Genomic DNA, 13,615 nt, shown 5'->3' with positions numbered 1-13,615 from the left:
AAAAAGGGGAAGCCCTGCTTCCGCCTTGCCGGTCGGCGTAGCGTCGGCTGCGCGTGCCCCCGTCACCCCGCGGTCACCGCCCGCCACGCGCGGTGGCCCGCCAACCAGCACTTCCACCAGGACCGGCGAACCACGTGAGCTCCTCTTCCTCCACCAGCGGCCTGTCGCACCCCCGGGTGCGGCGGGGGAGCCGTGGCGCTTACCGACTGGTACGTACCCCTCCTGCCCGAGTGGACCCCCCTCTTTTGGACGCCTCGCAGCGCTCCGTGGTTGACCACACGGCCGGTCCGCTGCTCGTTCTCGCAGGCCCTGGCACCGGCAAGACCACCACGCTCGTCGAGTCCGTCGCCGAGCGGATCGCCCGGGGCGGCGACCCCGAGCGCGTCCTCGTGCTCACGTTCAGCCGCCGCGCGGCCGTCGAGCTGCGCGACCGCATGGCCCTGCGCACCGGGGCGGCCCGCGCACCCCAGGCGACCACCTTCCACTCGTTCTGCTACGCCCTGGTCCGCGCCCACCAGGACAGCGACCTGTTCGTGGAGCCGCTGCGGCTGCTGTCCGGCCCCGAGCAGGACGTCTCGGTGCGCGAGCTGCTCGCGGGCCAGGTGGACCTGGAACGGCTCGGGCTCGCGCACGCGCGCTGGCCGGACGAACTGCGCGCCTGCCTGACCACGCGCGGTTTCGCCGACGAGGTCCGCGCGGTCCTCGCCCGCACCCGTGAACTCGGCCTCGGGCCCGACGCCCTGGACGCCTTCGCCCGCCGCACGGGACGCCCCGACTGGCGTGCCGCGGCCGCCTTCCTCGCCGAGTACCTCGACGTGCTCGACCTGCAGGGCGTGATCGACTACGCGGAACTCGTCCACCGCGCGGTACTCCTCGCCCGCCGCCCCGAGGTCGCCGCCCGGTACGACGCCGTCTACGTCGACGAGTACCAGGACACGGACCCCGCTCAGGTGCGACTGCTGCACGCCCTGGCCGGCGGCGGCCGCACCCTGGTCGCCTTCGGTGACCCCGACCAGTCGATCTACGCGTTCCGCGGGGCGGACGTGAACGGCATCCTGGAGTTCCCGCACGCCTTCCCGCGCGCGGACGGCCGTCCGGCCCCCGTCGCCGTGCTGCGCACGTCCCGCCGGTCCGGCGCCGCCCTGCTGGCCGCCACCCGGTTGCTGACCCAGCGCATGCCGCTGACCCGGCTGCCCGCCGAGAAGGTGTGCGCCCATCGCGAACTCGCCTCCGTCCGGGACGGCGGCCGCGTCGAGGCGTACACGTACCCGACGGCCGGGACGGAGCTGGACAACATCGCCGACATCCTCCGCAGGGCCCACCTGGAGGACGGCGTCCCGTGGAGCGAGATGGCCGTCCTGGTACGCGCCGGCTCCCGGACCATCCCCACGCTCCGCCGCGCCCTCTCGGCGGCGGGCGTCCCCGTGGACGTCGACGGCGACGACGTGCCGCTGCGCCACGAACCCGCCGTGGCGCCGCTGCTGACGGCGCTTCGTGCGGTGGCCTCGGCGGAGGCGGCGCGGGCCGACACGCCCGCGGACGGGGGCTCTGGTGTGGCTGTGGACGGGGGCTCCGGAAGGTTGGGAGACGGGGCCTCCGGCGTGCTGGCGGACGGTGTCTCTGAAAGTTCCGGAGGGGCGGCTTCCGGCGGGCCGATGGACGGGGCCTCCTCTGAAAGGTCCGGAGACGCGACTTCCGGTGCGTCCGGCCCCGGCTGGCTCGACACCGAAACCGCACTCGCCCTCCTCACCTCTCCCCTGGCGAGCATGGACGCCGCCGACCTGCGCCGTCTCGGCCGGGCCCTGCGGGACGAGGAGCGGGCCGCCGGCAATCCGCTGCCGCCGCCCTCCGACGTGCTGCTCGCGCGGGCCCTCGCGGAGCCGGAGCGCCTCGCGGTGCACGACCCCGCGTACGCGCGTGGCGCCCAGCGCCTCGGCGCGCTGCTCCGCAAGGCCCGGGAGCGGCTGGCCGGCGGCGGTACGGCCGAGGAGGCGCTGTGGGACCTCTGGGAGGGCACGCCCTGGCCCGGCCGCCTGGAGCGGGCCGCCCGCCGGGGCGGTGCTGCCGGACGCAACGCGGACCGCGACCTGGACGCGGTCTGCGCCCTGTTCGCGACCGCTGCCCGCGCCGAGGAGCGCTCCGGCGGCCGGGGCGCGCTGAACTTCCTGGAGGAGATCGACGCCGAGGACATCGCCGCCGACACCCTCACCCGGCGTGCCGTACGCCCCGACGCCGTCCGCCTGATGACCGCGCACCGCTCCAAGGGGCTGGAATGGCGCCTCGTGGTCGTCGCGGGCGTCCAGGAAGGCCTGTGGCCCGACCTGCGCCGCCGCGGCTCGCTGCTGGAAGCCGACCGCATCGGCCGCGACGGACTCGCCGAACCCCTCACCCCCGGCGCGCTGCTCGCCGAGGAGCGCCGCCTGTTCTACGTGGCCGCCACACGCGCGCGTGAACGGCTCGTCGTCACGGCCGTCAAGGCGCCCGCCGACGACGGTGACCAGCCCTCCCGTTTCCTGACCGAGCTCGGCGTCGAACCCAAGGACGTCACCGGGCGTCCGCGCCGCCCCCTGTCCGTCGCGGCACTCGTCGCCGAACTGCGCGCCACCACGGTCGACCCGCGCGTCTCCGACGCCCTGAGGGAGGCCGCCGCCCGCCGACTGGCCCGGCTCGCCGCCCTCGCCGACGAGGACGGCCGCCCCCTGGTGCCCTCCGCGCACCCGTACCGCTGGTGGGGCATGTTCGAGCCGACCGAGTCCAAGGTGCCGCTGCGCAACCGCGACCAGCCCGTCGTGCTCTCCGGCAGCGCGCTCGACCAGCTCGCCAACACCTGCGCCCTGCAGTGGTTCCTGGGCCGCGAGGTGAAGGCCGACGCGCCCGCGACCGCCGCGCAAGGGTTCGGCAACGTGGTGCACGTCCTCGCCGACGAGGTCGCCTCCGGGCGCACCCCCGCCGACCTCTCCGTCCTCATGGAACGCCTCGACTCCGTGTGGAACGCCCTCGCCTTCGACGCCCCCTGGAAGTCGGAGCAGGAGAAGGACAACGCGCGCGTGGCGCTCGAACGCTTCCTCCAGTGGCACGTCATGGACCGCGCCGGGCGCACCCCGGTGGCCAGCGAGCACGACTTCGACGTCACCCTCGAAGCGGGCGACTACCAGGTGCGCATCCGCGGCCAGATGGACCGCGTCGAGGCCGACGGCGACGGCCGCGCCTACGTCGTCGACTTCAAGACCGGCAAGCAGGCGCCCACCGGGAAGGAGGTGGAACGCCACCCGCAGCTCGCCGTCTACCAGCTGGCCGTCCGGGAGGGTGCCGTCGACGATGTCTTCGATGGCGTGCGCCCCGAGCCGGGCGGCGCCGAACTCGTCCACCTCCGCCAGGGCGCCGCCCAGCGCGACGGAGGCGAGGCCCTGCCCAAGGTGCAGGCCCAGGAGCCGCTGGAGGGGGAGTGGGTCGGCGACCTGCTGGCGACCGCCGCCGGGAAGGTCCTCGACGAACGGTTCACGCCGACCGCCGGGCAGCACTGCACGCACTGCGCGTTCCGGGCCTCGTGCAGCGCGCGTCAGGAGGGGCGTCACGTGGTGGAGTGATCCATCGCACCACATGAGCTGACCTGCGGTTCTTCCGCCCCGGGAGGCCGATCGTGCCGCCGCTGTCAGTGCCCGCCGCTAGCCTCTTTCGATGTGCCAGCCCGTATCACCGATCCCGAGCAGCTCAAGGAGCTCCTCGGCATCCCGTTCACCCCCGAGCAGACGGCCTGCGTCACGGCGCCGCCCGCCCCGCAGGTGATCGTGGCCGGAGCCGGCTCGGGCAAGACGACGGTGATGGCGGCACGCGTGGTGTGGCTGGTCGGCACCGGCCAGGTCGCCCCCGAGCAGGTGCTCGGCCTCACCTTCACCAACAAGGCCGCCGCCGAACTCGCCGAGCGCGTCCGCAAGGCGCTGATCAAGGCCGGAGTCACCGACCCGGACGTCATCGACCCGGACAATCCGCCGGGCGAGCCGGTGATCTCCACGTACCACGCCTTCGCAGGGCGTCTGCTGACCGACCATGGTCTGCGCATCGGCCTGGAGCCCACGTCCCGGCTGCTCGCCGACGCCACCCGCTTCCAGCTCGCCGCGCGCGTGCTGCGCGAGTCACCCGGGCCCTACCCGGCGCTGACCCGCTCCTTCGCGGACCTCGTCGGCGACCTCCTCGCCCTCGACGCGGAACTCGCCGAGCACCTCGTACGCCCCGAGGTGCTACGTGCGTACGACGCCGAGCTGCTGCTGACTCTGCGCGGCGCCAAGCTCACCAACGCCGATCTGCGCAAGGTGCCCGAGGCGGCCGCCGCCCGCCGTGAGCTGGCCGAGCTGGTGACCCGCTACCGGGCCGCCAAGCGCGAGCGGGACCTGCTCGACTTCGGCGACCAGATCGCCCTGTCGGCACAGCTCGCGAGGATCCCCGAGGTGGGCCGCGTCCTGCGCGACGAGTTCCGGGTGGTCCTCCTCGACGAGTACCAGGACACCTCGGTCGCCCAACGCGTCCTCCTGGCGGGCCTGTTCGGCGAGGGCACCGGCCACCCCGTCACCGCCGTCGGCGACCCCTGCCAGGCGATCTACGGCTGGCGCGGCGCCTCCGTGGCCAACCTCGACGACTTCCCCGAGCACTTCGCGCACGCCGACGGCCGCCCGGCGACCCGGCAGGCCCTCAGCGAGAACCGCCGCAGCGGCGGCCGCCTCCTCGACCTCGCCAACAACCTCGCCGAGCCCCTGCGCGCCCTGCACGCGGGCGTGGAGGCCCTCCGCCCGGCCCCCGGCGCCGAACGCGACGGCATGGTCCGCTGCGCCCTGCTGCGCACCCACGCCGAGGAGATCGACTGGGCCGCCGACTCCATCGCCCACCTCGTCCGGACCGGGACGGCACCCGGCGAGATCGCCGTCCTGTGCCGCACGGCGACCGACTTCGCCGAGATCCAGGGCGCCCTGGTCGCCCGGGACATCCCGGTCGAGGTCGTCGGCCTGTCGGGCCTGCTGCACCTGCCCGAGATCGCCGACCTCGTCGCCGTCTGCGAGGTCCTCCAGGACCCCGGCGCCAACGCCTCCCTGGTGCGCCTGCTGACCGGCCCGCGCTGGCGCATCGGCCCGCGCGACCTCGCCCTGCTGGGGCGCCGCGCCCGGCTCCTGGTGTCCCACGCGCGCGTGGAGGGCGACGACGACCCGGACCGACGCCTCGCCGAGGCCGTCGAGGGGGTCGACCCCGCCGAGGTGATCTCGCTCGCGGACGCCCTCGACACGTTCCTGGAGACGCCGCTCGACGGTCACGGTGACGACGACGGACTGCCCTTCTCGCCCGACGCGCGCGTGCGCTTCGCCCGGCTCGCCACCGAACTGCGCGAGCTGCGCCGCTCCCTGGCCGATCCCCTGATGGACGTCCTGCACCGCGTCCTCGCCGTCACCGGCCTGGAAGTCGAGCTGTCCGCCTCCCCGCACGCCCTGGCCGCCCGCCGGCGCGAGACCCTGTCCAACTTCCTGGACATCGCCGCCTCCTTCGCCGCCGGAGACAACGAGGCGACCCTGCTGGCCTTCCTCGGCTTCCTGCGCACCGCCGCCCAGTACGAGAAGGGCCTCGACAACGCCCTCCCCGGCGGCGAGAACACCGTCAAGGTGCTCACCGCCCACAAGTCCAAGGGACTGGAGTGGGACGTCGTGGTCGTCCCCGGCCTGGTCACCGGCACCTTCCCCAGCAGCCAGGGCCGCGAGAAGTGGACCTCCCAGGGCAAGGTCCTGCCGCACGAACTGCGCGGCGACGCCGACACCCTGCCCGACGTGCCCTCCTGGGACGCCAGGGGCCTGAAGGCCTTCCACGAGGCGATGAAGGAGCACCAGCACACCGAGGAACTCCGCCTCGGCTACGTCACGTTCACCCGCCCCCGCTCCTTGCTCCTCGGCTCCGGCCACTGGTGGGGACCCACCCAGAAGAAGCGCCGCGGACCGTCCCCGTTCCTCCAGGCCCTCTACGAGCACTGCGAGGCCGGGTACGGCGAGATCGAGGCCTGGGCGGACGAACCCGCCGACGACGAGGAGAACCCGGCCTTCCACCAGGCCACGGCGGAGCAGATTTGGCCCCTGCCCCTGGACGAATCGGCCCTGGCCCGCCGCCGCGCCGCCGCCGAGACGGTCCTGGCCCACCTGGAGGACCTCGCGTCCCACGAGGACGGTCACCCCACGGCCGTGCACGACCCCGACGCCCTGGACGACCCGGAGTGGCCCCCGCCGCCCGAGGACGACGAGCCGCCGTATGACGAACCGGACCCGTTCTCCGAACCGGATTCGTTCGGGGAACCGGACGTGTTCGACGGACCGGACCCGTTCGCCGACGAGCCCTTCGCCGACAATGACCCCTTCCACAAGGCCCCTTTCGACGGAGGCCGCTTCGAGCAGGCCCCCTTCGACGAGACCCTCGGCGAACCCCCGGTGGACGGCAGCACCCAGCCGCCCGACCGCCGCCCCACCATCCCCCACCAGGTGGCCCCACCGGAGCCCGCGCGCCCCAGGGACCAGCCCCGCCTCACCCCCGAGGAGGCCCGCACCGTCGCCTCCTGGGACCGTGACCTCGACGCCCTCACCGGCGAGCTCCTGCGCGCCCGCGACAGCGTCACCGAAGTGCCCCTGCCCGCCTCCCTCACGGCGTCCCAGCTACTGCGCCTGGCCGCCGACCCGGACGGCTTCGCGCAGGAGCTGGCCCGTCCCATGCCCCGACCGCCCCAGCCCGCCGCCCGCAGGGGCACCCGCTTCCACGCCTGGGTCGAGGCTCGGTTCGAAGAGCTGACGCTGCCCATGCTGGAGCCGGAGGAACTGCCCGGCAGCGAGGCCGAGATCGCCGACGAACGGGACCTTGAGGCCCTCAAGGACGCCTTCGAGCGCACGGCGTACGCGCACCGCACGCCCTACCGGGTCGAGGCCCCCTTCCAGCTCGCGATCGCCGGCCGCGTCGTCCGGGGCCGCATCGACGCCGTCTACAAGGAGGGCGACGGGGAGGACGCGACGTACGAGATCATCGACTGGAAGACCAACCGCTCCCGCACCGCGGACCCCCTCCAGCTCGCCGTCTACCGCCTCGCCTGGGCCGAGCAGCAGGGCGTGCCCCCGGAGTCGGTCACAGCCGCGTTCCTGTACGTACGCACCGGGGAGGTCGTACGCCCCGAGGAACTGCCGGACCGCGCCGCCCTGGAGCGGCTGCTCCTGGACGAACCGCCCGGCGGGCAGCCCGGTGAGGAACCGCACTCCGACGACGTCAGTGCGGGCCGATAGGCTCGTGACCATGAGCCAGACCCCGGACAGCGTCGTCCGTACGTACATCGAGCAGCACCGCGGCGCCTTCCTCGACGACCTCGCCGAGTGGCTGCGGATCCCATCGGTGTCGGCCCAGCCGGACCACGCGCCCGACGTGCGACGCAGCGCCGACTGGCTCGCCGCCAAGCTGCACGAGACCGGCTTCCCGACGGCCGAGGTCTGGGAGACTCCGGGCGCGCCCGCCGTCTACGCGGAGTGGCCCTGCGACGACCCGCGGGCGCCCACCGTGCTGGTCTACGGCCACCACGACGTGCAGCCCGCCGCCCGCGAGGACGGCTGGGACAGCGAACCCTTCGAGCCGGTCGTCCGCGGGAACCGCCTCTACGCGCGCGGGGCGGCCGACGACAAGGGCCAGGTCTTCTTCCACACCCTCGGCGTCCGCGCCCACCTCGCCGCCACCGGCCGTACCACCCCGGCCGTGCACCTGAAGCTGCTGATCGAGGGCGAGGAGGAGTCCGGTTCGCCACATTTCCGGGCCCTGGTCGAGCAGCACGCCGAGCGGCTCGCCGCCGACGCCGTGATCGTCTCCGACACCGGCATGTGGTCCGAGGACACCCCCACGGTGTGCACGGGCATGCGCGGCCTCGCCGAGTGCGAGATACGCCTGTACGGCCCCGACCAGGACATCCACTCCGGTTCCTTCGGCGGCGCCGTGCCCAACCCGGCGACCGCGGCGGCCCGCCTGGTCGCCGCCCTGCACGACGAGCACGCGCGCGTGGCGATCCCGGGCTTCTACGACGGCGTGATCGGACTCACCGACCGCGAGCGGGAGCTCTTCGCCGAACTGCCCTTCGACGAGGACCAGTGGCTGTGCGCGGCCAAGTCGTACGCCACCCACGGAGAGGCCGGGTACAGCACCCTGGAGCGCGTCTGGGCCCGCCCCACCGCCGAGGTCAACGGCATCGGGAGCGGCTACCAGGGCCCCGGCAGCAAGACGATCGTCCCGTCCTCGGCCCTGCTGAAGCTGTCCTTCCGGCTGGTGGCGGGCCAGGATCCCGGCCAGGTGGAGAAGGCCGTCCGGGCATGGGCCGAGCAGCAGGTGCCCGACGGGATCCGCTGCGAGATCACGTTCAGCGGGGCCACGCGCCCGTGCCTGACGCCGCTGGACCACCCCGCCCTCCAGTCGGTCGTCCGCGCCATGGGCCGGGCCTTCGAGAAACCGGTCCGCTTCACGCGCGAGGGCGGCTCCGGTCCGGCGGCGGACCTCCAGGACGTCCTCGGGGCACCCGTGCTCTTCCTCGGCATCTCCGTCCCGTCCGACGGCTGGCACGCCCCGAACGAGAAAGTGGAGCTCGACCTGCTCCTGAAGGGCGTGGAGACCACCGCCTACCTGTGGGGTGACCTCGCCGAGCAGTGGCGTCATGCGCCCTGAGCGTTCCGCGCCGTCCGAACCGGCAGCGCGCGCGGGGCACACTGGAAGGACCGCCCCGCACCGCACGGGCCCACCGGACCCGGTCGCCTCCCGCCGTACGTCCCGCTGAACAGTCCGCCGAACCCAACCGTTCCACCGGGGGAGTTGGAAGCACCCGTGACCACCTGGACCGACCACAACGCCGACCGACCCATCTCGCTCACCGCCCCGAGCGGCATCGACCGGGCCGCGCACCACCGGCTCGACGAGGCCTGGCTCGCGGCGGCGTGGAGCCACCCCTCCACGCGCTGCTTCGTGGTCTCCGGCGGCCAGGTCCTCATCGACGAGACGGCGGACGGGCGCACCGAACTCGTCATGACCCCCTCCTTCGAGGCCCCCCTCACCGAGGCACACCGCTACTTCCTCGGCACCGACGAGGACGGCGTCAGCTACTTCGCCCTCCAGAAGGACTCCCTGCCCGGCCGCATGGACCAGTCCGCGCGCCCGGCGGGCCTGCGCGAGGCGGGACTGCTGCTGTCGGCGCGTGACGTGGGACTGATGGTGCACGCGGTGGGCCTGGAGAACTGGCAGCGCACGCACCGCTTCTGCTCCCGCTGCGGCGAGCGCACGGTCATCGCGGCGGCCGGCCACATCCGCCGCTGCCCGGCCTGCGGCGCCGAGCACTACCCGCGCACGGACCCCGCCGTGATCATGGCCGTCACCGACGAGGACGACCGCATCCTGCTCGGCCGCCAGGTCCACTGGCCCGAGGGACGCTTCTCGACGCTCGCCGGTTTCGTCGAGCCCGGCGAGGCCATCGAGCAGTCGGTGCGCCGCGAGGTCCACGAGGAGGTCGGCATCACCGTCGGCCAGGTCGAGTACGTCGCCAGCCAGCCCTGGCCCTTCCCGTCCAGCCTCATGCTGGGCTTCCTGGCCCGCGCCACCACGACCGAGATCGACGTCGACGGCGACGAGATCCACGAGGCCCGCTGGTTCTCCCGCGACGAACTGCGCGCCGCCTTCGAGTCCGGCGAGGTGCTCCCGCCCTACGGCATCTCGATCGCGGCCCGCCTGATCGAGCTCTGGTACGGCAAGCCGCTCCCGACCAGAAGCGTCGCCTGACGGGGAGCGTCCGGGTGCCGGATCCCTACTGGAACCACAACGTCCACCACCATCCCGCGGTGCTCGCCGCCGTACCGGACGGCTGTGGCACGGCCCTGGACGCCGGCTGCGGCGACGGGCTGCTCGCCCGCAAGCTCGCGGCACGAGCGGTGTCCGTCACGGGCGTGGACCGATCCCCGGAGATGATCAAGCTCGCCCGCGCGCACGCGCACGTGCCCGGCAATGTCACCTACGTGGCGGCGGACTACCTGACCGACGGCTCCCTGCCCGAGGGCGCGTACGACTTCGTCAGCGCGGTCGCCGTGGTCCACCACGCGCCCTTCGAGGAAGCGGTCACGCGTCTCGCCCGGCTCACCGCGCCCGGCGGCCGCCTGGTGATCGTCGGCATGGCCGCCAACCGGACGCTCCTGGACTGGCTCATCAGCGCGTGCGGCGTGCCCGCCAGCCTGCTGCTCGCGCGCCTCCACGGCGGCAAGCGGGCCCGGCGGGCATGCCCATGGAAGACGTGCACATGTCCTGGGCAGAGATCCGGCAGGCCCTGGACCGCCTGCTTCCCGGCTGCCGCTTCCGCCGCACGCTGCTGTGGCGCTACGTCGTCGTGTGGGACAGACCACGAGAAGGCGGCCCCTGAGCCGCCTCAGGAACCGCCTTCCCCGCACAACCGCACGGCGACTACGCGCCGATCTTCTGCTTCACCTGAGCCAGCGACGGGTTGGTGAGGGTGGAGCCGTCCGGGAACAGCACGGTGGGCACCGTCTGGTTTCCGCCATTCGCCTTCTCCACGAACGCGGCGGACTCCGGGTCCTGCTCGATGTTGATCTCGGTGTACGCGATGCCCTCGCGGTCCATCTGGCTCTTCAGCCGGCGGCAGTAGCCGCACCACGTGGTGCTGTACATCGTCACAGTGCCCAGCATGTCTCTCGTGCTCCTTCGGTGGCTCGGGGACGGTTGGTCGCGCTGGGGGAACGTATGTGAAAGCTCCACCATTCCCCGGAACGGTGCGGTACGGGACGTGACGCCTGCCGCATTGGTACGACTATCGATGGCTGCCTGTGGACAACCGGCGCAGCCGTCTCCCGCGACCTGGCAGCATGGCCGTGTGACAGCAGCAACGCACTCCACCCTGTTCCCGCAGGTACCGGACTCGGCCGACGCGGTGCTCGAAGGGCTCGACCCGGAGCAGCGCGAAGTGGCCACCGCCCTGCACGGTCCGGTGTGCGTCCTGGCGGGCGCCGGCACGGGCAAGACCCGAGCGATCACCCACCGCATCGCCTACGGGGTGCGCGCCGGCATCCTGCACCCCTCCAGCGTGCTCGCCGTCACCTTCACCAACCGCGCCGCCGGGGAGATGCGCGGCCGACTGCGCCAGCTCGGCGCCGCGGGCGTCCAGGCACGTACGTTCCACTCGGCGGCCCTGCGCCAGCTCCAGTACTTCTGGCCGAAAGCGATCGGCGGCTCCATGCCCCGGCTCGTCGACCGCAAGATCCAGCTCGTCGCCGACGCGGCCGCCGCCTGCCGCATCCGCCTCGACCGGGGCGAGCTGCGGGACGTCACCGCCGAGATCGAGTGGTCCAAGGTCACCCAGACCGTCCCCGCCGACTACGCGCCCGCCGCCGCCAAGGCCGGCCGCGAGACTCCCCGCGACTCCGCCGAGATCGCCCAGCTCTACGCCGCCTACGAGGACATCAAGCGCGAGCGCTCCGTCATCGACTTCGAGGACGTGCTGCTGCTGACCGTGGCCGTCCTCGAGGACCGGCACGACATCGCCGAGCAGGTCCGCGCCCAGTACCAGCACTTCGTGGTCGACGAGTACCAGGACGTCAGCCCCCTCCAGCAGCGCCTGCTGGAGCTGTGGCTGGGCGAGCGGGACAACCTGTGCGTGGTCGGCGACGCCAGCCAGACGATCTACTCCTTCACGGGAGCGACGCCGGACCACCTGCTCGACTTCCGCACCCGCCACCCCGGCGCCACCGTCGTCAAGCTGGTCCGCGACTACCGCTCCACCCCCCAGGTCGTCCATCTCGCCAACGGCCTGCTGGCCCAGGCCAGGGGCCGGGCCGCCGACCACCGGCTGGAACTCGTCTCCCAGCGTGCCCCGGGGCCCGAGCCGGTCTACACCGAGTACACCGACGAGCCCGCCGAGGCCGAGGGAGCGGCCCGCCGCATCCGCGAGCTCATCGACTCCGGGGTCCCGGCCGCCGAGATCGCCGTCCTGTTCCGGACGAACGCCCAGTCCGAGACCTACGAGCAGGCCCTCGCCGACGCCGCGGTGCCCTACCAGCTGCGCGGTGCCGAGCGGTTCTTCGACCGCCCGGAGGTGCGCAAGGCGGGCGTCGCCCTGCGCGGCGCGGCCCGCTTCGGCGGCAACGACTCCCTCCTGGACGACGCCGTCGACCTGCCCTCCCAGGTGCGTGCCGTGCTGTCGGGGGAGGGCTGGACGCCGCAGCCGCCGGCCGGTTCCGGCGCCGTGCGCGAGCGCTGGGAGTCCCTGGCCGCCCTGGTGAACCTCGCCCAGGACTTCGCCGCCGCCAAGCCGGGTGCCACCCTGGCGGACCTCGTCGCCGAGCTGGACGAACGGGCGAACGCCCAGCACGCCCCGACCGTGCAGGGCGTCACCCTCGCCTCCCTGCACTCGGCCAAGGGCCTGGAGTGGGACGTCGTCTTCCTGGTCGGTGTGGCCGAGGGCATGATGCCGATCACCTACGCGAAGACCGACGAGCAGATCGAGGAGGAGCGGCGCCTGCTGTACGTCGGTGTCACCCGGGCCCGGGAACGCCTCCATGTCTCCTGGGCGCTCTCCCGCTCACCCGGCGGCCGCCCCAACCGCCGTCCCAGCCGCTTCCTCGACGGGTTGCGCCCCGGCTCCACGGCCACCGCCGGCCGTGGCGGCGCCGGCGCCGCGGGCGGTATCGAGCGTGGTCTCCCCGGAACCAGGGGTTCCGCCCCGAGACGGGTGCAGCGAACACCCGCCCGCTGCCGCGTCTGCGGCCGCACGCTGACCGACGCGGGCGCGATGAAGCTGATGCGCTGCGACGACTGCCCCTCCGACATGAACGAGGCCCTCTACGAGCGGCTGCGCGAGTGGCGCGCCGAGCAGGCGCGGAGCAGTGGCCAGCCCGCCTTCTGCGTCTTCACCGACAGGACGCTGATGGCGATCGCCGAGGCCGCGCCCGACGACGAACACGAGCTGGCGCGCATCCCGGGTGTCGGGATGCGCAAGCTCACCCGCTACGGAGCCGACGTACTGGCCATCTGCGCAGGCCAGTACGCGACGGGGGACCCAGATCAGGACTGACGCGAACTCGTCGAAAAAATAGTTTGCGCATGCCCCAGCAATCCCCATAGGTTCTTAGGCACGAGAGCAGCGGCCTTCTCGGAGGCCCTGATTCCGTGTTGTACTTGCATATCCGTCGGACTGGTTCACCCAGTCCCCCGAGACGCCGAGAGGAGGCGAGTCCAGTGATCAGCATCAACACCAGCTCCATCAGCACCGTGAAAATGACCGATCGCTCGGCCGTCTCCACGTGCATGCTCGGCGTTTCGAACCTGGGCACCGGTCTGTCCGGCATCCGTGCCGCCCGTCCGGCGTCCTCCTCCGTTGCTCCCGCGGGTCTTCCTGTCCGCGAGCGCAATGAGCGACCGACCAAGGCACTGGAAGCGGCAGTAGCGGCACAGGCGCAGGCCTATGCCTTTACGGCGACCGGTGCCGGATTCCGGAAGCAGACGACGCAGCACCACCTGATGTGGGCCTTCCGTGGGCCAGAACCCTGGAGTGATCCAGCCTGATTCGATCAGGCCGGCGCCTTCAGGG

At 73.1% G+C, this 13,615-nt stretch carries 8 protein-coding genes; 7 read left to right on the top strand and 1 reads right to left on the bottom strand.

Translation table 11 applies throughout. The features are described from left to right. Positions 1-134 precede the first annotated feature (134 nt). The 5 genes from ACSUPV_RS13690 (at position 135) to ACSUPV_RS13670 (ending at position 10,523) form a co-directional block, all read left to right on the top strand. Complete coding sequence (locus ACSUPV_RS13690) at positions 135-3,587, top strand: ATP-dependent helicase (RefSeq protein ID WP_436947562.1); 3,453 nt, start codon at positions 135-137, stop codon at positions 3,585-3,587. A gap of 93 nt (positions 3,588-3,680) precedes the next feature. Then, positions 3,681-7,289: a UvrD-helicase domain-containing protein gene (locus ACSUPV_RS13685; RefSeq protein ID WP_436947561.1), complete on the top strand. Its 3,609-nt coding sequence runs from the start codon at positions 3,681-3,683 to the stop codon at positions 7,287-7,289. Positions 7,290-7,299: 10 nt separating this feature from the next. Further along, positions 7,300-8,703, top strand: coding sequence for a dipeptidase (locus ACSUPV_RS13680; RefSeq protein WP_436947560.1), 1,404 nt, complete (start codon positions 7,300-7,302; stop codon positions 8,701-8,703). A gap of 144 nt (positions 8,704-8,847) precedes the next feature. After that, entirely contained in the window at positions 8,848-9,804 is a 957-nt protein-coding gene (nudC, locus tag ACSUPV_RS13675) for an NAD(+) diphosphatase (RefSeq protein ID WP_359786610.1), read from the top strand. A 14-nt stretch (positions 9,805-9,818) separates the two neighbouring features. Next, positions 9,819-10,523 (top strand): class I SAM-dependent methyltransferase, encoded by a 705-nt coding sequence (locus ACSUPV_RS13670; protein ID WP_436947559.1) that lies wholly within the window; start codon positions 9,819-9,821, stop codon positions 10,521-10,523. Here ACSUPV_RS13670 and ACSUPV_RS13665 read toward each other — a convergent pair. Further along, positions 10,477-10,719 carry a mycoredoxin gene (locus tag ACSUPV_RS13665; protein WP_003992805.1) on the bottom strand — a complete coding sequence of 81 codons (243 nt, stop codon included), beginning with the start codon at positions 10,717-10,719 and terminating at the stop codon, positions 10,477-10,479. The two genes, ACSUPV_RS13670 and ACSUPV_RS13665, sit on opposite strands and share 47 nt — an antisense overlap. Before the next feature lie 127 nt (positions 10,720-10,846). Between ACSUPV_RS13665 and ACSUPV_RS13660 the strand changes: the two genes are divergently transcribed. Together ACSUPV_RS13660 and ACSUPV_RS13655 are read left to right on the top strand one after the other, a co-directional pair. Then, a complete protein-coding gene (locus ACSUPV_RS13660) occupies positions 10,847-13,099 on the top strand; it encodes an ATP-dependent DNA helicase UvrD2 (protein ID WP_436947558.1) in 2,253 nt (750 codons plus the stop codon). A 164-nt stretch (positions 13,100-13,263) separates the two neighbouring features. Beyond that, on the top strand, positions 13,264-13,590 hold the full coding sequence (locus ACSUPV_RS13655; protein ID WP_382614043.1) for a hypothetical protein: 327 nt from the start codon (positions 13,264-13,266) through the stop codon (positions 13,588-13,590). Positions 13,591-13,615 lie beyond the last annotated feature (25 nt).

This window comes from Streptomyces sp. SudanB52_2052, assembly GCF_964272415.1.
GTDB lineage: Bacteria > Actinomycetota > Actinomycetes > Streptomycetales > Streptomycetaceae > Streptomyces > Streptomyces olindensis.
This window is presented reverse-complemented; position numbering and strand designations above follow the sequence as displayed.

Bases quoted from the DNA above. Each gene is read 5' to 3' on its own strand.
- ACSUPV_RS13680 (WP_436947560.1), top strand. From the start codon at position 7,300: ATGAGCCAGACCCCGGACAGCGTCGTCCGTACGTACATCGAGCAGCAC.
- ACSUPV_RS13665 (WP_003992805.1), bottom strand. From the start codon at position 10,719: ATGCTGGGCACTGTGACGATGTACAGCACCACGTGGTGCGGCTACTGC.
- ACSUPV_RS13660 (WP_436947558.1), top strand. From the start codon at position 10,847: ATGGCTGCCTGTGGACAACCGGCGCAGCCGTCTCCCGCGACCTGGCAG.